At 48.5% G+C, this 25,992-nt stretch carries 23 protein-coding genes; 7 read left to right on the forward strand and 16 right to left on the reverse strand.

The features are described 5' to 3' along the window. Window positions 1-9 precede the first annotated feature (9 nt). From FJQ58_RS08065 to FJQ58_RS08075, 3 genes are all read right to left on the reverse strand, one after another. Window positions 10-1,626: an extracellular solute-binding protein gene (locus FJQ58_RS08065; protein ID WP_338016132.1), complete on the reverse strand. Its 1,617-nt coding sequence runs from the start codon at window positions 1,624-1,626 to the stop codon at window positions 10-12. Between the two features lie 100 nt (window positions 1,627-1,726). Further along, window positions 1,727-2,614, reverse strand: a complete 888-nt coding sequence (locus FJQ58_RS08070; RefSeq protein ID WP_139992102.1) for a carbohydrate ABC transporter permease — start codon at window positions 2,612-2,614, stop codon at window positions 1,727-1,729. 24 nt (window positions 2,615-2,638) lie between these two features. Further along, on the reverse strand, window positions 2,639-3,628 hold the full coding sequence (locus FJQ58_RS08075) for an ABC transporter permease (protein WP_202915233.1): 990 nt from the start codon (window positions 3,626-3,628) through the stop codon (window positions 2,639-2,641). A gap of 193 nt (window positions 3,629-3,821) precedes the next feature. On the opposite strand from FJQ58_RS08075, the gene FJQ58_RS08080 reads away from it, so the two are divergent. Together FJQ58_RS08080 and FJQ58_RS08085 are read left to right on the forward strand one after the other, a co-directional pair. Then, on the forward strand, window positions 3,822-5,399 hold the full coding sequence (locus FJQ58_RS08080) for a response regulator (RefSeq protein ID WP_139992104.1): 1,578 nt from the start codon (window positions 3,822-3,824) through the stop codon (window positions 5,397-5,399). 16 nt (window positions 5,400-5,415) lie between these two features. Continuing rightward, the gene (locus tag FJQ58_RS08085; RefSeq protein WP_139992106.1) at window positions 5,416-7,173 is read left to right on the forward strand and encodes a sensor histidine kinase; all 1,758 of its coding nucleotides are present in this window, start codon (window positions 5,416-5,418) and stop codon (window positions 7,171-7,173) included. A 95-nt stretch (window positions 7,174-7,268) separates the two neighbouring features. Here FJQ58_RS08085 and FJQ58_RS08090 read toward each other — a convergent pair whose 3' ends face one another. Then, on the reverse strand, window positions 7,269-10,292 hold the full coding sequence (locus FJQ58_RS08090) for a carbohydrate-binding protein (RefSeq protein WP_238403896.1): 3,024 nt from the start codon (window positions 10,290-10,292) through the stop codon (window positions 7,269-7,271). 275 nt (window positions 10,293-10,567) lie between these two features. Between FJQ58_RS08090 and FJQ58_RS32275 the strand changes: the two genes are divergently transcribed. Beyond that, window positions 10,568-11,443 (forward strand): hypothetical protein, encoded by an 876-nt coding sequence (locus tag FJQ58_RS32275; protein WP_162341379.1) that lies wholly within the window; start codon window positions 10,568-10,570, stop codon window positions 11,441-11,443. 386 nt (window positions 11,444-11,829) lie between these two features. Here FJQ58_RS32275 and FJQ58_RS08100 read toward each other — a convergent pair whose 3' ends face one another. Genes FJQ58_RS08100 through FJQ58_RS08120 form a run of 5 tightly spaced genes read right to left on the reverse strand, consistent with a single transcriptional unit; the run spans window position 11,830 to window position 15,251 of the window. Then, a complete protein-coding gene (locus tag FJQ58_RS08100; RefSeq protein ID WP_139992108.1) occupies window positions 11,830-12,102 on the reverse strand; it encodes a hypothetical protein in 273 nt (90 codons plus the stop codon). Window positions 12,103-12,120: 18 nt separating this feature from the next. After that, window positions 12,121-13,317, reverse strand: coding sequence for a hypothetical protein (locus tag FJQ58_RS08105; protein WP_139992110.1), 1,197 nt, complete (start codon window positions 13,315-13,317; stop codon window positions 12,121-12,123). Window positions 13,318-13,328: 11 nt separating this feature from the next. Then, window positions 13,329-14,171, reverse strand: coding sequence for a hypothetical protein (locus FJQ58_RS08110; RefSeq protein ID WP_139992112.1), 843 nt, complete (start codon window positions 14,169-14,171; stop codon window positions 13,329-13,331). Then, entirely contained in the window at window positions 14,168-14,857 is a 690-nt protein-coding gene (locus FJQ58_RS08115) for an ATP-binding cassette domain-containing protein (RefSeq protein ID WP_139992121.1), read from the reverse strand. The genes FJQ58_RS08110 and FJQ58_RS08115 overlap by 4 nt, the downstream gene beginning before the upstream one ends. Further along, window positions 14,850-15,251 (reverse strand): GntR family transcriptional regulator, encoded by a 402-nt coding sequence (locus tag FJQ58_RS08120; protein WP_139992124.1) that lies wholly within the window; start codon window positions 15,249-15,251, stop codon window positions 14,850-14,852. Before FJQ58_RS08120 ends, FJQ58_RS08115 begins: the two co-directional genes overlap by 8 nt. Before the next feature lie 192 nt (window positions 15,252-15,443). Between FJQ58_RS08120 and FJQ58_RS08125 the strand changes: the two genes are divergently transcribed. Beyond that, entirely contained in the window at window positions 15,444-17,273 is a 1,830-nt protein-coding gene (locus FJQ58_RS08125; RefSeq protein ID WP_162341381.1) for an extracellular solute-binding protein, read from the forward strand. A 69-nt stretch (window positions 17,274-17,342) separates the two neighbouring features. Here FJQ58_RS08125 and FJQ58_RS08130 read toward each other — a convergent pair whose 3' ends face one another. The 3 genes from FJQ58_RS08130 to FJQ58_RS08140 all read right to left on the reverse strand — a co-directional run bounded on the left by FJQ58_RS08130 (window position 17,343) and on the right by FJQ58_RS08140 (window position 19,800). Further along, entirely contained in the window at window positions 17,343-18,284 is a 942-nt protein-coding gene (locus FJQ58_RS08130; RefSeq protein ID WP_139992127.1) for a hypothetical protein, read from the reverse strand. A gap of 151 nt (window positions 18,285-18,435) precedes the next feature. Continuing rightward, a complete protein-coding gene (locus tag FJQ58_RS08135) occupies window positions 18,436-19,365 on the reverse strand; it encodes an SPFH domain-containing protein (RefSeq protein WP_139992129.1) in 930 nt (309 codons plus the stop codon). After that, window positions 19,366-19,800, reverse strand: a complete 435-nt coding sequence (locus FJQ58_RS08140; protein ID WP_139992131.1) for an NfeD family protein — start codon at window positions 19,798-19,800, stop codon at window positions 19,366-19,368. Window positions 19,801-20,087: 287 nt separating this feature from the next. Here FJQ58_RS08140 and uraA point away from each other — a divergent pair, with 287 nt between their 5' ends. After that, window positions 20,088-21,389 (forward strand): uracil permease, encoded by a 1,302-nt coding sequence (gene uraA, locus FJQ58_RS08145; protein WP_139992133.1) that lies wholly within the window; start codon window positions 20,088-20,090, stop codon window positions 21,387-21,389. A 54-nt stretch (window positions 21,390-21,443) separates the two neighbouring features. On the opposite strand, the gene FJQ58_RS08150 is transcribed toward uraA, so the two are convergent. The 3 genes from FJQ58_RS08150 to FJQ58_RS08160 all read right to left on the reverse strand — a co-directional run bounded on the left by FJQ58_RS08150 (window position 21,444) and on the right by FJQ58_RS08160 (window position 22,813). Next, on the reverse strand, window positions 21,444-21,914 hold the full coding sequence (locus tag FJQ58_RS08150; protein WP_139992135.1) for a 2-thiouracil desulfurase family protein: 471 nt from the start codon (window positions 21,912-21,914) through the stop codon (window positions 21,444-21,446). 82 nt (window positions 21,915-21,996) lie between these two features. Beyond that, window positions 21,997-22,380 carry a DUF2500 domain-containing protein gene (locus FJQ58_RS08155; RefSeq protein WP_139992137.1) on the reverse strand — a complete coding sequence of 128 codons (384 nt, stop codon included), beginning with the start codon at window positions 22,378-22,380 and terminating at the stop codon, window positions 21,997-21,999. Window positions 22,381-22,462: 82 nt separating this feature from the next. Then, on the reverse strand, window positions 22,463-22,813 hold the full coding sequence (locus tag FJQ58_RS08160) for a DUF3221 domain-containing protein (protein WP_139992139.1): 351 nt from the start codon (window positions 22,811-22,813) through the stop codon (window positions 22,463-22,465). A gap of 259 nt (window positions 22,814-23,072) precedes the next feature. Between FJQ58_RS08160 and FJQ58_RS08165 the strand changes: the two genes are divergently transcribed. Further along, on the forward strand, window positions 23,073-23,411 hold the full coding sequence (locus FJQ58_RS08165) for a L,D-transpeptidase (RefSeq protein ID WP_139992141.1): 339 nt from the start codon (window positions 23,073-23,075) through the stop codon (window positions 23,409-23,411). Window positions 23,412-23,481: 70 nt separating this feature from the next. Further along, window positions 23,482-24,390: an AraC family transcriptional regulator gene (locus tag FJQ58_RS08170; RefSeq protein WP_238403898.1), complete on the forward strand. Its 909-nt coding sequence runs from the start codon at window positions 23,482-23,484 to the stop codon at window positions 24,388-24,390. A 2-nt stretch (window positions 24,391-24,392) separates the two neighbouring features. On the opposite strand, the gene FJQ58_RS08175 is transcribed toward FJQ58_RS08170, so the two are convergent. Further along, window positions 24,393-25,547, reverse strand: coding sequence for a Gfo/Idh/MocA family protein (locus FJQ58_RS08175; protein ID WP_139992144.1), 1,155 nt, complete (start codon window positions 25,545-25,547; stop codon window positions 24,393-24,395). Window positions 25,548-25,992: the final 445 nt, after the last annotated feature.

A 25,992-nucleotide genomic window follows, 5' to 3' on the forward strand; every position in this document is an offset into this window, starting at 1 on the left:
CCGTTTGGATTATTTCCAAAGCTCCACGCGTTCTTTGTAATTTGTTGTGAAAATAGCTTCAACCTTTTCGTCGCCCGCAGCTTTCATATCGCTTAACATTTTGTCAAAGATGCTGCCCGCTTCTTCCGGTGTCTTAGCCATAATCGCTTTTGTCAGGGCTTGCTTCGTAATATCATTCACCTTTTGTTCATTCAGCGCTTCAACCGTGCCGCCTTGAGGCCCAAGGGCGTCAAAGAGGACCGTATCATAGACCGAATCGGATAGGTTCTTGATTGCCATCTGATCCACTACGCCACGCTCGTAACGGCCTGCCAGGTCATACGGAGTTCCGTCGGAGCCTTTGCCGTTCTTGATGAACCACGTCCATTTGCGGATACCTGTTGACTTCGCGTAGTTGTTAAAATCATTTTTGAAGCCTTCCAATACTTCTGGGCGAGGTGTGCGTTTGCCATCCTTCATATCCCAGTGCTCGCCTTCAACGCCCCACATAAGCAGGTATTGGCCTTCTTCGCTCGCAAGGAAGTTCATGAACTTCATCGTACGTTCTGCGTTTTTGTTTTTCTTCGTAATTGTAATGGCATCCCAGCCTAGTGAGCTGCGGCCGCCGTAAGTGGTTTGACCAGGGTCTACGCCGTCAGCTACCACTTTGTAAGGGAACAATTGCGACTGCTCGCCACGGTCTTTCAACAAAATCGTATTGGCAGCGCCTGGATCCCAATAAGAGCCGGTGGAAGCAAAGACAGTACCTGTTGCTAGCTTCTGTTCCCAAACCTGCTTCTTGTTAATTGCCCATTCTTTGTCAAGCAATCCGCTGCGGTATAGATCATTCATGTACATAACCATTTCACGGTATTTAGGGTCTTTGACATCGAACTGGATTTGGCCATTGTTCTCGTAGAATTGCTTCAGCCCGAACATTCCTTTGAATGTGCCAAACGATCCGCCGAAGTTTTCTCCATCCATCGTAAGCGCTGTCGAGTCCTTGCCTTCAATCGTCGGATATTTTGCTTTGAAATCCTGCAGCAGCTGCTTGAACTCGGAAGCAGTGAACGGCACGCCGCCTTCAGCCTTGTCAGGAGCAAGCTCCTTCAAAATATCTTTACGGATGTTGAAGCCGTAAACCGGTTCATTTTCAACGCCATACCAATTGGAGAGGTAATAGTTTTTGCCATCCTTGTAGCGTGTTTTATTCAGTACGTCGCCGTACATCGTCGTTACGTCAGGACCATATTTTTCGATGAGTTCATTTAACGGGATAATTGCCCCTGATTCGATATATTTATTAACCAGGTCACTTCTGCGGTCAAACAAGATCATGTCCGGCAAATCGTCGCTCGCCAACATCAGATTGAGCTTCTCCGCGGGATTTCCCGTCGGCTGTTGAATTTCTATCGTAATGCCCGTACGCTTCGTAATTTCCGACGCTACCGCATTCGTGAATTTATCGCCAGTGTTCTTATCGAAGAAAGTAAGCGTAAGCGGTTCGGTAGAGTCTGCACCTTCGGCTGCATTGCCTTCGGGCGCTGTCTCTCCGTTATTCTTCGTATTATTGGAGCCACAAGCGGATAAAGCCGTAATCACAACGATAACGCTTAGAAACATAACTAGCCATTTTTTCATCTTCATCGTATAAATCCCCCTTGTACGTGATCTTATTATAGTACAATTTCACCAAAAATCATTTCCGCTAGCGTTCGCATCACCCCCTATCATAACTTCGTACCGGTTAGCTCTTTACAGCACCAAGCGTCATGCCTTTAACGAAGTACTTTTGAAGGAACGGATACACCATCAAAATAGGGAGCGTCGCGACCATTGTCGCTGCCATCCGAATCGTATCCGGCGATACCGCCATCCGTTTGGATGCATCGGCAAGCTGCTGCGCATCGCCAACCATTGCCCCCGTCTGGTATTGGTTCAAAATTTTCACCAAAACCGCCTGCAGCGTTTTCAAATCCGCGCTATACGTGAAGACGTATGAATCGAACCAGGAATTCCAGTGCATGATTGCCGTGAACATCCCAATGGTTGCAAGCACCGGCGTCGTCAGCGGCAAAATAATTTTAAAGAAAATTTGCATGTAATTGGCGCCATCCATTTTGGCCGACTCGTCCAGCTCCTGAGGCAGCTGCTGCATAAAGGTCCGCACGATAATCATATAGAAGACGTTCATCATGCTTGGCAAAATAAATACCATAAAGTTGTCTATTAGATGCAGGCTCTTCAGAACCATGTAGTAAGGAATCAGTCCACCGCCAAAATACATCGTAAACACGAAGTACAGCGACCAGAAACGGTTCCCTACAAGCTCCTTCTTGCTGAGCGAGAACGCCAGCATGCTGATGACTACGACGGCGAGCGGCGTACCGACAAGCGTCCGCAGCACTGTAACTTTAATGGCCGCCCAAATCTCGCTATCGTTCAAAATTTGCTGATAGCTCGCCAAGCTGAAATCTCTCGGCCACAAATATAAATTCCCCCGCAGCGTATCCTCGGCGCTGTTTAGCGAGATAATGAAAATATTCCAGAACGGATAAAAAGTGACGATAAATACCGCGATGATAAATAAGTAAACGCCGGACATAAACAGAAAATCATTTTTGGACTTGATCATAGCGTGATCTCCTCTTCCTTTTTACTAGAACAGCGACTGCTCATTCATTTTTTTGGCCATCGTGTTAACGCTTAAGACAAGGATGAATGCGACGACTGATTTGAATAAACCGACTGCTGCACCGTAAGAGAACATCCCGTTTTGCAAACCGTATTTGTACGTATACGTATCGATAACTTCCGAATATTGCAGGACCGTATTGTTTTGCAGCAAAAATTGTTGGTCAAATCCGGCATTCAGAATGCCGCCGACAGCAAGAATCGCGAGAATAATAACGGTCGGTTTGATCGATGGCAGCGTAATGTGAACAATTTGTTTAAGCCGGCTTGCCCCGTCAACCTTTGCGACCTCATATAGCTCTGGGTTAATTGCCGATATGGCTGCCAGGTACATAATGGCGTTAAAGCCCATATCCTTCCACGTATTGGAGATAGCGATGATCCACCAGAACAATGGCCCTTTTTGCATAAATTGAATCGGCTCATCGATGAAGCCAAGCCCGGTCAAAATATTGTTAAGCACGCCCCCGGAGGAGAGCACCGTAATAATGATGTTTGCCGCGATGACCCATGAAATAAAGTGAGGCATATAAGATACCGTTTGAAAGGTTTTCTTGAACCATCCGTTCTTCAGCTCATTAATCATGAGCGCCAACAGGATCGGCATGGGGAAACCGAACAGCAAGGATAAGAAGCTTTGGGCGAGCGTGTTGCGCATAACCCTATAAAAATCGCCATTCGTAAAGAAATAATTGAACCATTCGAGACCAACAAACTCTGTTGTGAAAAATTGGCCAAAGAATGAGCCGCCGCCCGGCGAGTAATTAATGAAGGCCATGTATAAGCCAAACATTGGTACGTAAGAAAATAACAGTGTGACGACTAAGGCCGGCAGCATCAGCACATACAATAGCCGCTGCTCCTTCAATCTTCCCCATACATTCGATTTTCCGATTTTCCGCTTCCCTTGTGGTGGGACCGATTTACTTGGTTCCGCTTTCATTATTGATTCCATTTTATAGCCTCCTGCCAGTCTTGCGTTGCTTTGTGTTTTCATTATAGGTCTGGCGAGCCGCTCATTCTATACAAGCATTTACCGATTCGTAGCTCAAAATGACAATAATCCATTTGCTCCATTGTTGAAATGTATCATAGCGGATAAACTAGTTAGACATCCTGATACATGAGATAAAAGGTGGGAGACGGGCATGTACAGTATTTTAATCGTAGATGACGAAGTAATAGAGCTAGAGACCATCGAGCATTATGTGCCATGGGATAAGCTTGGCATTACGGTCGCCGGGACCGCGCGCAACGGCAAAGAAGCGCTGGCCAGGCTGGCAGAGCTGAAGCCTGACATTATTTTGACGGATGTTCGCATGCCGATCATGGACGGCCTCGAGTTTGGGCGAAGAGCCAAGCAAATGGATAAGAATGTGAAAATCATCTATTTAAGCGGCCATAACGAGTTTCAATATATAAAGGCGGCGCTCAATATTGAAGCGACCGGCTATTTATTAAAGCCGATTGATATGGAAGAGCTGCTCGCGCTGCTTGAGAAAGTGAAGAAAAAATGCGAGGAGGATCAACTGGCAGATCAAGGAGGCGAATGGGTGCGGGAGAAGCTCATGATGCGATTAATCAGCGAGAGCAATCCTCTCCTCCGACAAGAATGGAGCCAGAAGTGGGAGCGCAGCGCCAGCGACTTTGTTCCGGGCAAAGAATATGAGTCCGCTTACATTACCTTTGACCCGTCGCCAGAGTACAGCGGTCCTGCACCCTTGCCGACAGATGCCTACCCTGCGGACCGAACGGAATTTGTCCGGGCGATCGCCAGGCGTACCTGGGCATCCTTCACCCTTGTAGAAGCTGCGCCGCTTGCTCTGTTTATTCTTCTCCAATGGAAAAACGAACGGCCTTCTGCAGTCGCGAGTAGCGCTTTCTGGGAAGATTTCCACGCTCAGCTCGCTTCCTCCTTCGGCTGCCAGGTTACGATTGGCTTGTCTGCGCCGCAATCGGAGGTGGACAAAATCTGGGAAACGTATATGCAGGCCCGCTCCTCTAATGAAGAAAAATTTTATAGGCTGACCGGAGGCGTGATGCGTACCGACCAGCTTCTGCCTACGGTGCAATCGGATAAAGACGTTGAGCAGACTTCGGCGAAGCTTGCCGCTGCTATTCAAGCGGGAGATTTCGAGCAAGTCCAGCAGGAGCTTGAGCTACTCTTCGGCTCGATTCGGGAGGAGCGGATGGAGCGGAATTTTGTCATCCGGGCGGTAATTCGGCTGCTGACCACGCTGGAGCAGCATTTCTCCATGCTTCTGGCAGGCGCGCTTAAGGAGCTTCTGTTAGCAGACCATTGGAAAGCAATCTCTGCAATGAGTTCTATTGCGCATATGCAAGCCTATGTCCTACATTTTTGCGACGAAATGAGAAAAGCCGCCAGCGAGCGAGAAGTCGACCGCAATCAGGCGATTGCCGAGCAAATCGTAAGGCTGATCGCGGAACGGCATCACTTGCCGCTGACCGTTGAAGAGATTGCCAAGGAGGTTTACCTCTCCCCTAACTATATCCGCTCCATATTTAAGGAAAAGATGGGCGAGACTATCCTTGACTATTTAACCAAGGTAAGAATCAATCATGCGGCTGAGCTGCTGAAGGATAAAGCGCTTAAGGTGCGCGAGGTCGCCCACAGCGTAGGTTATGAGAACGTGTCCTACTTCTGCTCGGTTTTTCAAAAGCACCGAGGCAGCACGCCAAACGAATTTCGCAAAATGTATTTTTAAGCTGGGGTGAACAAGCATGAAACGGCTAACGGGCTGGTTTACCAGGCCCTTCAATAATTTACGGCTGAGAGAAAAGCTGTTTGTCATGTTTTTATTAGGCGCGATTATCCCTCTGTTATTTTTCGTATTATATTCTTATCAAACGATCAAGAGCGAGCTATCCGACCAAATGTACACGAATTCAGTCTCGTCGATTGCCCAAATCAATTCCAATCTGGAAAATAAGCTGGACACCTATACCAAGCTTTCGGCGACGATGTACCTGAACAGCACGCTTCGTGCCTATTTGACAACGAATTACTCTATCGATCCTTCCATGTATGTGGATGCTTATCAGTACATTAACAGCACCTTCTCCAATATGCTGACAACGAACCCCGATATCAAATCGATTTCGGTTTATATCAATAACGATTCGCTTCCAACGGACGATATCTATATCCGAAGAATGGATGACGAATTCCGAAAATCCGACGTGTACCGTTCATTGCTTAACACCTACGGGAACGTCCGGTTCGTCTCGACTCCGCCCGTCGTCGACCAGCCGTCTATGTTTACGCTGGCACGGATGCTGAATATCGGCAAGCTGGATACCGTATACGGCATACTGACGATTAACATTTTGGAATCCGATATCTATCGCCTAATGGAGAAAGAAACGTCTGACAAGACGGTACTCATCGTCAACGAGCATGGCAAGATCATGTCCACGAAGGACAAGAGCATGCTCAACCGTCCATTGACGGAATATATAAAGGAACCTTTTCCCGCAGCAAGCGAAGGACGGTTTGACAGCAGCTTTAACGGGCAAAAAGTGCTTGTCGTCTACAATACGACCAAATTTGGCTGGAAGAGCGTCTCGCTCGTTCCCTACAGCAGCTTCCTGTCCAAAGCAGACAGCACCGCAAAACGGATCTTGATCTTTGCCCTTATCAGCTTTGGGGTGATGGCCATCCTTATTTATGTCACAGCCCGGTTATTCACTAAACGCGTCGAATATCTCGTTGGCATCATTCGAAGAATCGAGAAGGAAGAATTTGATTTTGTAGATATCCGGCCGCTCGGGCGGGATGAGATTGGGCAGCTCGGCAATGTGCTGCGCAAAATGTCACAGCGGCTCAACAATTTAATATCCGACGTTTACAAGAAGGAAATCGACAAGCGCGAAGCAGAAATGAACGTCCTGCAAGCCCAAATCAATCCTCATTTCCTCTACAATACGCTCGCGTCCATCTCATCGCTTGCCATTCGCAATTCCGATCCTCGAATGAACAAGATGGTGACGGACTTAGCCAAGTTTTATCGCATTTCCCTCAATAAAGGAAAGAACCGTATTTCGATCCACGAGGAGGTGCAGCTTACCCGTTATTACGTAGCCATTCAACAAGTAAGGTTCGGCGACCTGATTCGCGTTCATTATCAGATTGAGGAGGCTGTCCTGCCGTGCTCGATCGTGAAGCTGACGCTTCAGCCTTTTGTTGAAAATGCGATGAATCACGCCATTTGGGACGATCAGCTGGGCATTACGATCATGATTAAAGCTTACGCCGAGGGGCCTGATGTCGTGCTGAAAATTATCGATGACGGCATGGGCATGCGTATGAACGGCAAAAGCGCTAGGGAGCTCCCCGTAAGCGGGGATACGTTGTCTGGCTATGGCATACGCAACGTGGACAACCGAATAAAGCTGCTCTATGGCGACTCCTACGGCGTTTCCATTTACAGCAGGCTTGGAATTGGGACAACCGTTACCATTCGTATCCCGGGCCGCTGATCGTCTTACACGCAGGCAAGGAAGAACCCCTCAAGCAGCAGCTTGAGGGGTTCTTCAGGTTTGGGGCAGCTCGGCCGATTCCGGCCGACACGGCATTATTTTACGGTAATTTTATACAGCTTCGATTGCGCGCCGCTTAGCTCTACCTTCAATTGTCCGGTAACCTGGCTTGATGCATTCGACCACAAGTCGACAACCTTGGCTTTCGACGCGGAAGGGATGCCCGCACGTTTGAAATCTATCGTCTTGCTGGTTGCCTCATTCGTGTAGTTGAACACAGCAACGTAATAGTCTTTCCCGTCCCGCTTCACGAACGTATCCGCCGCTCCTGTGCCGGTATTGCCTTCAACAGGCTGGAACGCCTGCCCTTTCAGCGCGACTTCATTGACTTGCTTGTTCGTAAGCAGCTTCTTCATTAAATCCTGTGCCGCCGGATTACTCACATCATCCGAATTCAGAAATACCGTTCCAGAAATGACAGCGGCATTCACCCGAGTCTGCGCAGCCTCGAAAGAACCGCCCTTCGCTAGTGTCATATAATCCGGATCTGTGTACGGATAAATCGTTCCGTCCTGCCACCAGCCGTAGGTCAAATTGTTCAATTGATACTCCGTCTTGCTCAGGGTACCGTCAATATCGCAGGAGATCCTTCTTGCATGGGCATATTGGCTAGGGAATAACGGTGCGATAGAGGCGCTAATGAACATTTTCCCGCCTAGTACTTTGTTGATATGGGCCATGCCTTGATTGTAGGCTTCTATGCCGGTTTGTACCTTCGGATCAAAATGCTTTCCTTCGAATGAACCATGGCTTAAGAAATCAATTTTGATAAATTCATAGCCGTAATCTAGGAAACGTTTGAAATAATACTCGATACGCTGCTTCGAGCCTGGGTGGGTGGGGTCAATGGCATAAGCACCGTCCACCTTCGGCAGAGGATTGCCATTCAGGTCTCGCAAAATAATATCCCCGTACTTGTACTTCCCGTTCGTGCCTTCAACAAGCTGATCCATATTATCGCCCCAATAGACGAATGGGCCATAATAAATGCCTGCTTTTTGCCCGTTCTTATTAATGACCTTGACGATTTGCTTAAGCTCCTGCTCGGATAGGTTATCCCAATAAGAGTCCATATTGATATAAACATTGCCTTTATTGCTGAACGAAGACTTTTGCAAATTTTTCTTAAAGAAATCGGATACAGCTACAACCTTGTCGTAGCTTAGGTCGCTCTCATAGGCTCCCCAGCTGTTCCAGCCGACCGGAACGCCTTTCGGCACGTCGTGCTTGAACGCAAGCGGTGGCGCAACAGCGGCATTCGCCTGCCCGAAGCTCTCTAGCCCTGTGCGGTAATCGGCATAGTAGCCGACAAGAATTTGCGGTGAGGTGATCGTCTTGCCGGACACCTTGCCGTGGGCGATGCTGTCATGCGTTGACGTGGAAGACGTGAAGCCGCCGTACACCTTTAGCTTATTCAATCGGTCGTTAGATCCGCTCCAATATATGCCTGTTTTCCATTGGTCATGGGTCACCGAACCAATAACGAGACCGCTGCGGCTTGCATTGTCATAGATTGCCGTTAATTCCGAGCTCACATAGTTATGATTGTTGAGGCTCGTATTTATCGTACGCGCTTGATAGCGGGACCACGCATCGTTGTCAAAAGGAGCTACAAGCACACGGTTATCCGAATAGCTTCCGAGGTCGACGCCGCCCTTCGCATTCAGAACCAGCGGGGAAATATCGTTCGTGCTCATTTCTGCATTGCCCGTAACCTGCTGGCTAATTAAAAAATAAACCTTATCTTCATAGATTTGATAAATTTGCTTCATTGTCGGTAGGCCGGCCTGACGGTTTTCAATTGTCACCCGGATGCCCTTGCCGTGGCCGTCCTTGATTTTCTCGACCTGCTTCATGGTGAATTTATGCTCCGCATAGTTGACGCTGTCTAGCTGCTTGTCCAATTGGATGCTGCTATATAGCCCTTTGGCAACGGTCTTGCCATTCCAATCGTACATGGCAAGACCGGAGTCCGTATTATAAGTAATTTTGTAGGTGCCATTGGATAGCGTCACGCCTGACTTATGCTGCGCTACTTTAATCGAACCGAATTTGGAGGCAGCGACCTCCGCTCCGATATTGCCTATGCCATCCACGTTCCCCGGCTCCTCGCCTGGCGCATCAGAACGAATAAGCTCGATTTTATCAATATCCGGCGACCATCCGCCGTTATCATCGAATACGATCGCGTTGCTTCCCGCTTGCAGCTTAACTTCCATCGTGAACACGCCGAGCGCATCCCAATTTGCCGTAGCTGGCAAGGAATACGGCTCTGCCTCGCCGTCGTTGACTTTAATCGATACCGCACGCGGGTCGCCGGAAATGTAGCTCACCTTCAGCGTGTAATTGCCTTCGGACGGAACGGTAATCTGGTTGAATGTCAGCGTAGACCCGCCCCAAATATCGCCTACCTTCTGATTGCTGGAGCAGGCGGTGTCCGCTTTGCATGCTTTAATGCCTGCATTGCCTGTTAAAGCGTTTTGAGATGCCTCTGCCTCATAGACTTGTCCGCTTCCAGCCGGCGGCTCATTCGGATCTGTGTCTGAACTAGCAAGACGCAGCTCGATTTGGTCAATGTCCGGAGAATAGCCGCCTTGGTCATCGAATTTGATGGTATTCGCGCCTTGCACCAGCTCAAGCTGAAGCTCGTAGACGCCCCGCGTACTCCAATCTGCGGTTTTGGGCAGATCATAACGATCGCTGGCACCGCCATTCACGCTAACAGCAAAGGATCTTGGGTCGCCGGAGATGTAATGCACGGTCATCGTGTACACGCCTGCGGCTGCAACCTGAACAGCATTGAATTGCAGCGTCGATCCTCCCCACAAGCTTCCGACTAGCTGACTGCCTGAGCAGCCCACGGCTGCTTCGCAGGGCTTCACCTCAGCCTTGCCGGTCAGCGTGTTGCTAGCAGCCTCAGCCTCATAGGTGTAAACGATCTCATTTGTACCTGCTGTTTGAGCCTCCGCTATGGCCATAGGGGCCAAAAACGCGGTTTGAAATAGTAGCAGCAAAGCGATCAACACACCGATGCCTCTGCCGTATTTCATTCTGTTCATTATTAATTCCTCCTCTGTTTCGGTTTTTTGAAGCGCTTTCTTTTCTAAGTGTAAAGCGAAGCTTGGGGCCATTCTAGCCAAGAATGTTACGAATCGTAACCGAAATTAACACACTTTTCCGTATTTGGCATACAGAACAGCAGCGATGTTCCAACCATTAGCTTTATTTTTAAAGACCGTTTAAGAGGATTTAGTAGGGTAGCGAACAGAGCTTGAATGTGTTTAAACCTACGGCGTGGAGTGGAAGGTAGGTTAGCGGTTGAAGATTATCCGAAGTGAGATGGAGTGCGGGTGCGGGTGCGGGTGCGGGTGCGGGTGCGGGTGCGGGTGCGGGTGCGGGTGCGGGTGCGGGTGCGGGTGCGGGTGCGGGTGCGGGTGCGGGTGCGGGTGCGGGTGCGGGTGCGGGTGCGGGTGCGGGTGCGGGTGCGGGTGCGGGTGCGGGTGCGGGTGCGGGTGCGGGTGCGGGTGCGGGTGCGGGTGCGGGTGCGGGTGCGGGTGCGGGTGCGGGTGCGGGTGCGGGTGCGGGTGCGGGTGCGGGTGCGGGTGCGGGTGCGGGTGCGGGTGCGGGTGCGGGTGCGGGTGCGGGTGCGGGTGCGGGTGCGGGTGCGGGTGCGGGTGCGGGTGCGGGTGCGGGTGCGGGTGCGGGTGCGGGTGCGGGTGCGGGTGCGGGTGCGGGTGCGGGTGCGGGTGCGGGTGCGGGTGCGGGTGCGGGTGCGGGTGCGGGTGCGGGTGCGGGTGCGGGTGCGGGTGCGGGTGCGGGTGCGGGTGCGGGTGCGGGTGCGGGTGCGGGTGCGGGTGCGGGTGCGGGTGCGGGTGCGGGTGCGGGTGCGGGTGCGGGTGCGGGTGCGGGTGCGGGTGCGGGTGCGGGTGCGGGTGCGGGTGCGGGTGCGGGTGCGGGTGCGGGTGCGGGTATAACAATGGTAGCTTGCCAGATGAGCTTTGACAAACCAACTACCACTATTCGCATTAAAAAACATACTACTATCATCAGCATTAACAAACCAACAACCACCATTCGCATTAACAAACATATTACTATCATTAGCATTAACAAACTAACTACCACCATTCGCATTAACAAACATACTACTATCATCAGCATTAACAAACTAACTACCACCATTCGCATTAACAGGAAAATGTCCCGTTAATTCTAGCTTTTCATGGATTTTTGATTGATTAACAGGAAAAACTCCCTCTATATCCACCATTTTCTGCTCCTATGAGCATAAACGATTGAATTAGAGGGAGAAATTCCATGTAAATCCTTCAGGCCCATTCCATGGTAATAATTAACAGGATTTTTTCCAGCTAATCTTCATATGAATGTGTTCAACTCGGCGAAAAGCATCCTGCTTACTGCAATTCAGTATATTCGTCCTCCTTACTGCAAGGGAGCATTACCCTTCTGCCTACTGCATTTCAGCATAAATCCTCCTACTTGCTGCGATTCAGCGTAAATCCTCATGCACCCTGCAAGTGAGCATAGGGGGCAGCTTCTCTTAGCTAATTCACTTTTTACTGCAGCTGCCGAACTCTAATTCAGCCAACTAACTGCTTTTGTGCTTTGCATATATGCTCCTGGTTTAACCAACGCCGCGCGAATCGCCAGTTTTTTTATTAAACTGCGAAGCTGCTCTGGCGAGTCCCTGTTCAATCCATCATGCTGGCTTATTTCCAGTAGGGCTACTTTGGTTGCCTCGGCCGCGGCCTCCTCGTCCTGCAGTAGAAAATAAGCAGTCTGATAGGCAAGCGGCTCCAGCCCTCTTAACCTAGCTACCTTTTGACTCAAACTAGTCACTGCACTCATATCTTTTCTCCGTTAATCTTAATTTTCAAGACTCTGTACGATGTTTATATTGTTCAAATGAAGATTTTCTTGCTGTTCCTCCTCTGTCAGCTCCTCCCCGCTTACTGGAGCCGCAAATCCCTTAAACAACAGCTTGCCATCTTCAAGATTAAGCACCGCTACTCCGGAAGTATCGTCATGATCTATCAAATATAGATAAGCACGATCCGACTCGATGATTGCGGCTTTAATTTCATCCACGCCAAGCTGTTCCGCAGTAACTGTCGCATAGCTGCGCTTTCTTTCATTTGTTTCCGTATTGTACACGGATAATGTCACAACGTGAGGGTCAATCTCCGCGTAATAAATGAGTTCATTTTGTAAGCCGTATACTACAAATCTGCCTTCCCACAATGGCTCTTCCCGCTCGGTCAGAATACCGGTTAAATAGGAATAAGAATAATAGAACACTTTTCTGTCTTCTCCATCGCCTGTGCTTCCTACAAAGAAGATCGTGTCGTTCGCATTGTTGAGGCTTTTGTTTTGAATCTTCGTCAATTGCACATCCTGCCCTTTTCTCTCGTTAGCCTGGCTGCTTACATCCACTTGTCGAAGCTGCTTGCCTGTTTTTAGATCAAAAACATATACCAATTCATATGTTTTTTGGTTGCTGTACTTTCTAAATAGGATGTGCGCCTCATTCTCCACGCGCTGAACGTCTTCTATTGCATAGATATCATCAGAATAACCCAGCGCAATCGATTTGAAGCGAACTACTTTTTCCGACTCTTCATCTAAAAACGAAAGCTGTAGCTTTGCATGGGGAGCATTCGTATTTCGAGTAGTTGTAGACAAATCAGCATAAATAACTATTTCATCATCTCGGTAAAAACCGCCTACATTATCTTTGCCCCGCATAAAGGTTTTATGGTCCTTCAAAAGCTGCTGCATTTCAAGATTCTCGTAAAACCATGAATTGGCCTGCAATATATCCGTGCGAAAGTTGCCTTTTTCTTTATAATACTTGCTGCCTTTCACGCTTACCTCCAGAAACTCGGAGCGCATATCGCCATAATACGAACCTGATAAAACAACTGCCGCGCCTTCCTTGGCATTCCCTTGAACAGTTTCGATTTGAAATTTCGGCAAATGATTCAGAATGCCTACGAAGTAATATGTGCCAATGCCGCTCACCGAAAGCAGCAATAGTGCTATAGAAAACCAGTAACGTCTCATCGCCATTCTCCTCACACCGTAATCTTTTTGGCCAGCAGCCTCGAACCCAGCCACACCGATACGCCTGCCACAACGAAGAATAATAACAATACCAAAACATAAATTTCCATAGGATATAAAGGAATAATGCTGCTATCAAGTCCAAAATACAAAAACGGAGCAGCTACAACCAAAACGCAGCCTGCCAAATAAAGTATTCCGTATAAAATCCCCATGCGCTGATAGCTTCTTTCCAATAAAATGGCGGTAAAAAGCATTAACACAGCGATCGTCCCCAAACCGTAAATATAAAAGAACTGTTCAAATTGCCGCGGAATCAGCTCGACCAGTGCCTGATTTATGTTAATGACGTCTACAATATGGGATTCCGACCTTAGCTCGGCAGGAACAACAAGCTTAAGCACTAGCTCCTGAACAGGCAGCATAACCAGCTGGAAGGCAACTATGGACAACACGAACAGCAGCAATGCCGTTATTTTGGCCAAAAAAAGATTGTGTCTTGCTGTCGGCAGCATTAGCAACCGATAAATAAACGTGTGCCGTCCCATCCAGTCCCGGTACCAGATGAAAAAAACATATAAAGACAGAACAGCAATACAGAGCAGAACCGGTAAAATAAACCACATTTGTGTATTCGACATCGCCCACTCGAACGTAAGCGTATCGGGAACCGAATCGAAGTATTTCCGCGTATCACTTCCCTGAATCTTCTGTTCCTCAAATTGCGCCATAGCTTTCTTCAGCGTCCAAATCAAACCACTGAATTGAAAAATAGCCGTGATCCCCATCATAGCGATGAGAATCCAACGAAAACGATGGATTTCCATATGTACCAGCTTCAAGTAACGATTCATGCCCTGTACACCTCTCTCATCACATCAATAACCGATTTGCCTTCCTCGCTCCGCATCTCCTCGCAATGAAACGATTGGCTGACCACTCCATCCTTTAATAACACCGCTTTATCGATGAGATGTTCCATGTCCCCGATTTCATGTGTCGTAAGCAGCACGCCGCGATGCTGGATTAAGTCACTGGTAAACACTTCTGTAATGGCCTCCCTACTGAATAGATCGATGCCGGAGAATGGCTCGTCGAGCAGCAAATAATCCGAATCCTGCCCCAGGCCCAGCACCAAACTAAACTTTGCAGCGGTTCCTTTGGACAAGCTGCCGATTTTGACCGCATGCTCCAGCCGAAAAAACTTCATCAGCTCATCCGCCCGTTTCTCATTCCAGCTATCATAAAAATCCGCCATAAAACGAAGCGCATCGGACAGCTTCATGCCGGCAGGCATCGTTAAATGATCCGGTACAAAAGAAATCTTCTCATAAAGCTCTGGCATGAGAGTTTGGCCATCAATGTGAATCGTCCCTCCCGAAACTGGAGTAAGGCCCATGATCGCTTTTAAAACCGTCGATTTTCCTGCACCATTCGTTCCGATCAAACAGGTGATTTCTCCTTTGGCCGCCGTAAAAGAAACCCCGTTCAACACATTCCGGCGACGATAACGCTTGCGAATTTCCTTAACCTCAATCATGCTTTGCCCCCATTTCCCTGTACTGGCGTTCGACCATCAGCAGCAGCTCATCGATCGGAATATCTATTTTTTGAACGGTTTGCAAAAAATCTCGGACTGCGCTGCCAAGCAGCTCCGCTCTAATCTGACTTAGTACATGCGTATCCTGGGTTATTCGGCTGGGTAAATTGCCTTCCGTCACAATCAACTGCTGATCCTCCATTTCCTTATAAGCTTTCTGAACCGTATTCGGATTAATCTTCATTAAAGCGCCTAGTTCCCTGCGGGAAGGAATAGCTTGCCCTGCTTTTGCATGACCCGTGGCAATTCGTTCCTTGAAGTGCCGGACGACTTGCATATAGACAGGATCCCTGTTATTGAATGCTATTTCAGTCCATCCTTCGCTTGTGTTCATCGCTATACCTCTCATTCCGAACATGTGTGTGTACTACGCTCTTCATACATCTAAAGTGTATTATGCACGTAATACACTTTTGTGTCAATCGTTACCAATTGAAGATGGTTTTAGGTCAATTTCATCATTTTGAAACCTTTTCCATTTCCACACGTCTATGTGTTAATACTAATTATGGAAGAGAGGCTCCCCATGAATCGGAAAAAGCTTCGTAAATCATCGATAGCCGCCTTAACAGCGGCTCTGTCTGCAACATTAATCGTATCGATCCCTTCTACAGCGGTAGCTCAAAGCTTGCCCCATGGTTTTACCTTGCTTGAGGATGAACAAGCTCCTCACGGCAAAACGGTAAGCGTTTTCTTTCAGGATTTGCCCGTTAATCTTCCTTCTGCGCCCCGTCTAATCAATGGCACGCTTATGGTGCCGGGCAAGGGCTTGCTGGAAGGGCTCGGTTACAAGCTAGAATGGCAGGCTAAGGAACGCAAGCTCCTTGCAGTCCAAGAAAATAAACCAACGATCCTATTCCAAGCGAACGTTGCTCAAGCGGAAATCGGTGGTAAAGTATGGAACGGACTTCCTGCTGCGCCATTCATCGATAACCAGACACTTTGGGTCCCTCTTCGACTTGTCGTAGAAGCGCACGGGCTGCGAATGGTTTGGAATGCGCAACAAAGCTATGCCATCGTTTCCGATCCGCAAGCACTGCCTAAATTCAGCGTCATGACAAAGATGGATAATGGAATCGTAGAACAACCAGATCAGCTCTTTAATCATTTAAAACAAGCGACCAAGATGAATATTAACTTCGTGCAGGTGGACCCGGAATATTATCGTGAGAAAACAATGGTCATGATCGCAGCGGGTGACCCAACAGCGCTCATGCTGCTCCAGGACCCTTATGTATTTCAAAATGAGCTGCTTGCGAGCATTGCCCTTGATTTGACGTCAGAGCTTGAAGCTTTCCCAAAACTGAAAGCGCTGGCTCAGAGCGGACCCGGCAGTCGAGTCTTAAATGGGAAAATAGTAGGCATACCGCGGCCAGGAGATCCTCGCAATGCAGCCTTCCCTGCCATTCGCAAGGATTGGCTGGATAAGCTTGGGCTGGCGATGCCGCAAACGATGGATCAGCTTTTTACGGTAATGAAAACATTTGTTGAGCTTGATCCCGATGGCAATGGGAAGAAAGACACCTTAGGGCTTGTCGGGTATTTAAACGGCAGTGGACTCGGCACCTTATCATGGGTGGAGCATGCGTATACGGGAAGCCCTGACCGCTTCTCTGTTAAAGAGGGCAAAGTCATTGATCATTTGGTAACCAGCGAGGAGACTTCGGCACTGCAATGGCTTGCCAAAGCGTACTCGGAAGGTTTAATCGACAAGGAATTTGCGGTTTTGTCAGGGAATCAGGTACAGGAGGGACTGCGTGGGAACAAGGCGGGACTGGCTTCCATGAGCATGAACGAAGCAGCCGAGCTTACTGGCGATGCTGCCATTTGGCTGCCGCTTCCAACCATCAAAGCCACAGCAGCCAGTTCTCCGATTGTCCCTTGGAGTTCTCAGGGCAACGGGACTTATATCATCACCAAAATATCAAAAGTGGAGACAAAACAGGTACTCTCTTGGCTGAATTACGGGCTGGAAAAAACAGATGACGGTAGCTGGGGTACTATCGAGGGATGGCAGCAAACGGATCAGGAAGCCGTTAACAGCTTGTTCGGACAAACCGATCTGCTTAAAAATAACAGCAAGCTGGCTGCTCTCCCTGAAGCCATTCGCAATGAATACAAAGCGGCAGTCACCGAATGGAGAAAAACCTCCTATTCCTCCTCCCTGCCTGAGGCAAGCAGCTTATGGAGTACGGGCAAATATGCCGAGCAAAGCGCCAAACTGGAACAGTCTAAGCTCAAAGTCATCATGGGTGCAGCCTCTATCGAAGATTGGAAAACCTTTGTGAGCGAATATACTGCATCTGCAGAGTATAAAGCCATGCTGGAAAAATTAAATAAGCTGGCTGCTAGGTGAATAAATTTACATACAACATGAGCCTTGGAAGAGATTCCAAGGCTCATGTTGTTATCTTTTTCTGCTTGTTTATGATCCAACGAGGTATCGGAAGTTCTCCTCTGCTCGAGAATTAGGAGCATTAAGCCGGTTCAGGTGATTATAAAAGCTGTATGGAAATTTAAAGGCATGCCCGAAATACCAGTCCACCTGCCGAAAGCCCTTTATCCAATATTCCGCCTCCAACGGCAGCCACTCCGAACGACTTGCCAGAGGAAGAGGCACACGGTCAATAGGAGAGAATAACGGGAGCGGATGATCAGGATTTATAGCCTGACTTACCCGAAGAACCTTAATTAGCTTTAGAAGTGAAGGGATCCCTTTCCGAAAATACTCATCATGGCCAAGATCATGCAAGGCATTCAAGGCTTGTGAAAAAGTAAGCATATGCCCAATTAAATCATGATGAGCCTCCGCTTTATAAATCGTCTGGAAAGACGTTAGCTCCTTTAATACAAGCTCGGATAGCTGGGCTGAATTTTGAATATTAGGAAACTGATCCCCTTCCGTCAATTCCAGCCTCTTCACATCCGAAACCGAGTAACCAAGCCACGACCTGCCGGGGATGGTCTTTTGGAAAGATTGAATCAAGCACGATATGCCTGCAATATCATCCTCATGTCCCCAGTTGCCCAGTTCTTTAATCGCGAGCAAACTGATAGCGGCATAGATTACATTATGTCCGACGTAGTGAAGCTCGTCCATGGTTGGCCACAAGGCATGAAGAATCAGCCCTGTCGCCTCATTGGCGCTCAGCTCTCCCTCTGACACATATACATAGGAGCGGCTGCTAAGCATCAAATCGCACTCAGCCGCAATTCGAGCTGCTGTCTCATCGGACATTTTATTTTCTTTGACAAAAAAATAACTGGCAATCGCTGCCGCTCCGTAATGCGCCTCCCAAATGTCGCCCGTACGCCTCTTGCACTGCGACAGGATCGATAGACCTTTCTCTAAAATGCGTATATCCATCTCCTCGCTCCTCTTATGAGCATCATAGTTGTCTATGAACTGCTTCCTCTACGATTCATTCGTTTCCCGGCTATGTTATAGAATTAAAAATCGAGCCAGACAAAAGAGTTTCTTTTGCCAGGCTCGATGGAATCATTGAGAGATCCTTTGCTTACTCTTTCGTCGCTTTCAGCATTTCTCCGATAGCCCCAATGCTACCTAGCGTATCAACCGCTCGAGTCGGAAGGAATATTTTGTTCGCTGGCCCCTTGGCAATGTCGGTAAGCGCCTCTAGGGAACGGTAAGTAAGGATATTATCGTCCAGGCCTGCGGATCGAATCAATTCGATACGGGCTTTCTCCGCTTCCGCGATCGATTGGATGGCTTTCGCTTCCCCAAGTGCCTCAAGCTCCTGCGCATGACGCTGACCTTCCGCCTGGCGGATCCGGGCTTCCTTGTCGCCCTCTGCTTTTAGGATTTTACTTTGCTTGTCACCCTCGGCACGCAAAATCATATCCTGCTTCGCCGCTTCCGCATCAAGCACCATCGCCCGCTTGCTCCGCTCGGCTTTCATTTGCTTATCCATCGCATCCTGAATATCGATCGGCGGCTGAATGTCGATAACCTCCACCCGCTCGATGCGCACGCCCCATTTCTCGGTCGCTTCATCCAGAGCAATTCGGATATCGGAGGATATTTTCTCGCGTCCGGACAACGTCTCGTCCAGCTCCATTTTACCGATAATTTGCCGCATGGTCGCCGTACTGATATTCCGAACCCCGTACACATAATCAGAGATGCCGTATGTAGCTTGCTCCGGCCCCGTCACCTGATAAAAGATAATGGTATCGATTTTCACCTGCACGTTATCCTTTGTAATAACGGTTTGCGGAGGCACGTTTGCCTGTTGGATACGCAAATCATGGTATGTTCTCACATGGTCAATGATCGGAATCAGAATATTGATACCGGCGGTCAGCAAACGGTTGTATTTGCCAAGCCGCTCTACCACTCCGACTCTTTGCTGCGGAACGATCTTAACTGACAATGCAACAAATATAACAACGATGACTAACAAAATTAAGGTTAAAATAATGCCCATTTAATAAATTCCTCCCCATTTTTCAACTTGAAGCACCGCGCTTCCTCTGCTTACGACAATGACCGTCTCTCCCTTAGACAAAGGCTCGTTCGACAATGCACTCCAGGTTTCGTTCCCCACTTTGACAATGCCTGGCGCATCAGTCGACACATTTTCCAACACAATGCCCTGCTTGCCGACCAGTTCGTCCACGGCATCCTTAAAGCCGCGCGATGCCCGAACCCGCCTCGTAAGCGGCTTAGTAAAGATCGTTAAAATAAGGGCAACCGCGCAGCCAACAATCACTTCGAGCACCAGTCCACCCGGAAAAATAAAATCAATAACGGCTGCAAACACAGCGCCTATCGCAAGCCAGAGCAAATAAAAGGTAAGCGTTAGCATCTCTACAATGACCAAAACGCCAGCAGCAATGAGCCAAATCACCCATAAATCCATCCTGTCACTCTCCTCTCCACCATGATTGCCTACCCTTATTAAACCATATTTCCTTGAAATATATGCTAAAAAAAGAAAATTACGAACAGAAACCTGACATTTCGTTTAAAACATTCCTTCATCATGTGAAATAGCGTAATTTGTCGATTCTTTTTCACTTCCCGAGCAGCATTCGACAGAATATTAATCGACGATGATATAAATAACGCTTGCCAAACCGACAATGAATATGTAGAATCATCAAGGGTCTTTTTACAAACTACATATCATTGGAGGCATTTTTCGACATGAAAAAAGCAATTGGGGTCATGGAACGACCTCCTGCCCTGCAAAGCATGCTTCTCAGCTTGCAGCATCTGTTTGCCATGTTTGGTTCCACCGTGCTTGTACCGAATTTGCTAGGCGTTGATCCCGCGATCTGCCTGCTTATGAACGGTGTCGGCACACTGCTTTATCTTTGGGTATGCAACAACAAAATTCCAGCCTATCTGGGCTCAAGCTTTGCCTTTCTTGCCCCTGCCGGCGCCGTCATCGGCGACCATGCGGCCGGAGGCGGCAACTATGCTGCCGCGCTGGGCGGATTTATCGTATCCGGCGTTATCTTCACCATAGTCGCCCTAATCATACAGGCGGCAGGCACCGGCTGGATTAACGTCTTATTCCCTCCGGCAGCCATGGGCGCGATCGTCGCTATTATTGGCTTAGAACTCGTTCCTGTCGCTGCGGGAATGGCCGGCTGGATTCCACAATCGTTTGAAGATCCTGCGACTTGGGTCATGAATCCTAAAGTAGTCGTGCTCTCAACGGTGACCCTTGCGATTACCGTGCTTGGCTCGGTATTGTTTCGAGGGTTTATGCGGATCATCCCCATCTTGTTCGGTATTGTCGCTGGATATGTACTCGCTTATTGCATGGGCTTTACCGATTTTAGCGGAGTTAGTGCAAGCGGGATCGTTCAGCTTCCGCAGTTCACGTTACCGGAATTCCAGTGGACCGCGATCATAGCGATTGCTCCCGCATCGCTTGTTGTCATTGCCGAGCATATCGGACATCTCGTCGTTACGGGCAACATTGTAGATAAGGATTTATCCAAAGATCCTGGTCTTCACCGCTCGATGCTAGGAAACGGTATTTCTACCATTCTATCGGGCTTTGTAGGGTCTACGCCTAATACAACTTACGGGGAGAATATCGGTGTTCTGGCGATAACAAAGGTCTATTCTACTTTCGTTATCGGCGGTGCGGCGCTTATTGCGATCGTGCTTTCGTTCTCAGGTAAATTTTCCGCTCTCATTTCCGGTATCCCTGCACCCGTTATGGGCGGGGTATCCTTGCTTTTGTTCGGCGTTATCGCAGCCTCCGGCTTCCGGATGCTTGTTGAGTCCAAGGTTGATTACAGCAAGCCAACCAATTTGTTCCTGACAACGGTTGTTTTGGTTACAGGGCTTAGCGGCGTTACGCTGTCCATCGGGGATTTCCATCTTTCAGGAATGGCGCTAGCAACCGTAATTGCAATCTTGCTAAGCCTCCTGTTCAAAATTTTTGATGTACTGAAGCTATCCAACGACCATGAATCCGCCGGTCATTAAACAACGAAGGGGCCCCGTTGAGGGCCCCTTCGCTCTATCTTGCTGCAATTGCAGCTAATGCTTCATTTCCTCCAAAAAATCATTAAGATTCTCTTCCGATATTACTCTGAGTCCATGTTGTCTGAGCAGCGCCGTTGTAACACCATTGCCAACCATTTTACGCCCCGCAAAGTCACCATTATAAATCATCGCGCTTCCACAAGAAGGACTGTACTCCTTGAGCACAATGACTGTTGCATGAACCTCCTGCGCTTTTTCAAGCGTAAGATACGCTCCTTTTATATAAAGCTCCGTGACATCTCTGCCCGATTTCTCCACAACCTTAGCGGTTCCGTTCAGCACGTCTTCTCCGTCGCCGCCAACAATCTCAGCAGGCTCTCTCGGCGTGGTGAACCCACCCATCAGCTCGGGACAGACGGATACCGCTTTATTTTCTTTCAGCAGCTTTTGAACGGCTTCATTCAAGCTATGAGTTGCATTGTACCTGACCTCAAACCCTGCCAAGCATGCACTTACGACAATCACAAGCTCCACCTCTTAGATATCAATCATGTTGTTCATTGATTATATCGCAACACCCCAGCCCCTTGCCAGTCCCGGCTGCCTGCTATTTCCGGTTAAACTCCTTAAAGCGCGTGCCTTGGTAGGTCAGCTCTCCTTCATCCCCAACGACGATCAGACCAAATTTATCTGCCCTTATCGGCAATTCAACCCTCGTCCGATCTTCCAGCTCAAACGTAATATAATAGTTCGTACTCGCGCTGGATTCACCCGAGCCGCCCCATACCTCCGTTCGTTTATCTACTACTTTAGCCGCTCTCGTTAAAAGCGCTGAAGCATTGTTTTGCCACCATGCCCGCACGCCTGTAATGATGACATAGATGATGACTCCAAATACGAGAATAAACAAAAACCCGCCAAACAGCTTAAAAAACAGCGGGACCTCCGCCAAAAAATCAAAAAATCCGCTACCTTCATCATATCTGCTCACACGCTCTCTCCTCTAACGAAACGACCAACTTATGTATTCGTCATCTTCCCAGTCTATACATTCACTAATCAGCGGTAATTCATTATTTTTTCTCAATCGAATCTACAGCCGCTTGCGCAGGATAAGATTGATCTATTCCGCCCTGAATGGAAACCTTCACATGGTCACCTTCATTTACAGAGCCATATTGCTTCTTGGTTACCTTTAACCATACGGCATCAGGCTCGGCTTCCTCCAGTATTTGTTCTATTTTCTTATTTTCCAGGTTGGCGACCTTCTCGCGTACGACTAGCAGTTGACTGTTAGCCTCATCCTTTACTGCCACATAACCCTCTTGATAGTTCCATACTCCACCTGATTCGCTCTCATGGTTTGCCGAACAGCCTGCTCCAAGAATAAGAATAACAAACAAAATAAAGGACAGCCTTTTCACTTAAACCACCTCCAATTTTTCCTTATACTACCATAGACGCTGAAAATAATTATAATGTTTCGGCATCCCTTACTCTAAGGTCGCATCCCGGAAGTTGAATGCCACAATAAAAAAGAGCCGTACAATAACGGCTCTACTCAACAATAGCTCCCTAAATTAACGCCACATATCGATGGATTCTTTACTTTTCCGCCAAAAGATTTATATGAAGCAAAGGCTCCTCTGCCTACATACCTTATGGAAAAGGAGTGGTACTGCTATGCCCGACTACCGTATCATTGTTGATCTGTCCGACCGCCAGCTGCATTTGCTCGATGGCAACACCGTCGTTCAATCCTATCCTGTAGGCATCGGCAAAATGGTTACCCAAACGCCTGTCGGCGAATATACGATTATTAATAAGCAGCCGAATCCCGGCGGGCCGTTCGGCGCTTTCTGGATGGGACTCTCAAAGCCGCATTATGGCATTCACGGGACAAACGATCCATCCTCGATCGGCCATCTTGTTTCTCATGGCTGCATCCGGATGTTCAACGACGACGTTCTGGCCCTATCCAAAATCGTTCCCATCAACACACGCGTGACGATCCGTCCCTAGTCCAACTGGTAAAAAGATAGACGCTCCTATGTTAAAATAATAGAGCGTTATCCTTATTTCCGGCGAGGAGGTGCTCGGCATATCATATATCCATACCATTAATTTGTGGGAGGTCCCGCTTTATTTTGCCTATAGACGCACCAACGATACGCCTGAGCACTACAAGGGAACATTTCATGCCCATCAAGGTATCGAAATATTAATCGTTCACGAAGGCTGCGGAAAATTAATCATTGAGCAAAAAAGCTACGACTTAGCTCCAGGCATGCTTTGTATTTTTCAGCCCTATCGCCTGCATCATGTCCAGGTTGAGTTAAGCCCTGAACAGCCTTTCATCCGTACCATCGTTCACTTCGAGCCGACACTCTATGAAAGCTACTTTGACAAATGGCCCGTCCTGCAAAGGTTTTTCAAGCATATTCACACCGGAAGTCTGCCTGAACCGTGCATTTACCATACAGGAGACCTAGATCCGCTGGACAGCCTTATGAGAAGCTGGACGAACAGTCTGCCTCATATCGCCAAAAGTGATTATTTCGAGGAATTCTCTTTATTTCTCGTCACCTTCCTTCGGGCATTTAAACAGCTTTGGGAGCAGCAGTCTGCGCCTCCCTCCACGCCAAAACTGCTGCGGAAGCCGCATCAGGCCGAGCGTATGCTGGAATGGCTGGATAAGCATTACAAGGAGCCGCTGCGTCTGGAGCTGATGGCCAGCGAGCTCCATCTCTCGCCCTACCATCTCTCCCATCTGTTTAAGTTGTGTACGGGCAGCAGCATTTCCGAATATATCGCCGCCAAAAAAATGCAGCAAGCCATCCTGCTTTTAACGGCCTCTGAGCTCTCGATCGCCCGAATCGGCGAGGAAGTTGGCATTACGAACAGCTCTTATTTTTGCAAAATGTTCAAATCGCAGATGGGCATTACGCCTCATCAATACCGGAAGCAATTCCACAATAAATTGAACCCGCCTCTAGGATAGCTCTATGATGTAAAGTCACTTCCAGTCGTAATAGGCAAATCCGCAAAATTGGCTACTGCGGTCTTCTTCTCGTAAAAATAGATCGTTCCCGCCTGCATGCCGCTTCGCGAATAGAACGGGTCATCCGGTTGGATTGGAAACGGGACAAGCGTCCTCGTGCTTGCCGCCTTGTAAATGCCCACAATGACCTCAAGCGTCTCGCGTCCGCTAATTCCGTCAATTAGCAAAGGAGCACCTGTCTCGATGGCTGACAGGAGATTGTCGACCTGACCCTGATGCCCTTCGTAGGCTATATCCGGCAATGACCCGTAGGTTTGCTGCAGCTTTTCCTCCAGCAGCAAATTCGGCTCCGGAAAGCCGTTCTCGCGGGCGATTGAAGCCGCTACTTTCCAGGGGGCCGAGATGCGTGCCCTCTCCCCTTGAAAGATCAACTGCTGCTCCTGTCCGTGATGCACGACCGAGCTCGTTACCTGTGCAAGCGCCCCTCCTTCATATCGGAAAATACCAATGGAAAGATCCTCGACCTCCGCATTGTCATGCGACACATTTGTCATCAGCGCCTGCACATCCGCCGGACGGCCCATCATCCAGAGCAAAGCATCAATATGATGAACCGCGTGGTTCAATGTGCAGCCTCCGCCTTCCTTCTCCCACGTTCCCCGCCACCATAGATCATAGTAGCTATGGCCGCGCCACCAGTGTGAGTCAATTTGAGCATGGACGATTTTACCCGCAAGGCCGCTGTCCAGCATCGCCTTCAGCTTCATCATAGGCGTCTTGAAGCGATTTTGCGCAACGACCGACAGCAGCTTCCCGCTTCTGGCAGCCGCCTCATTCATACGGTCGCATTCCTCTAAGGAGGCAGCCATCGGCTTCTCTACGAGCACATGCACGCCAGCCTCTAGAAAATGAACAGCAAGCTCCGCATGCGTATAGGGCGGGGTACATATCGAGACCACATCCACTTTTAGCTCAAGAAGCTTCGTATAATCGGAAACAGCAATCGCGTCAAGCTGATGCTGCTGAATGCGCTCCACTGCCTTATGTTCGAAAATATCGCTGACCGCCACGATTTGGCAGCGCTCCGGAAACTGCAAATAGGCATCAATATGGGCATTCGAAATGGCTCCGGCTCCAATAATCGCTACTTTAAGCATAGGTAAGCCCTCCTTAGGGATAATGAATAATACACTCAGCTTACCAAGTAACCGATTACAAATGTATGCATAGCTTGTGAGAAAATAACGTTACTTTGCGGTTTTGGTTGGGGGCGTGGGGGGCGTGGGGTTGGTGAATGTTTGACTGCACATGTTCTTTTTATGACTTAAATTATCTCCAGGTCATGAATTGAAATAAAAACTAAACAATGAATACTGAACTAAGACTATAAACACTAAACACTGAATACTGAATACCAACAACGAATACTATCACCGAATACTAAGCACTGAACGCTGAATTTTGAGCAATGAACTCTGAACTCCGAAAAAGCTTTAGCTACTCAAAATCCGTATCACAGCGGTATTCTTTGTCTAAATTCCGCTTTCAACCAATCGCTGTTTTGTCCAATCGCAGCTTCGTCCTAGCTCTAGACTTCTCTTC

The sequence above is a fragment of the Paenibacillus paridis genome (assembly GCF_006345825.1).
Classification (GTDB): Bacteria; Bacillota; Bacilli; order Paenibacillales; family Paenibacillaceae; genus Pristimantibacillus; species Pristimantibacillus paridis.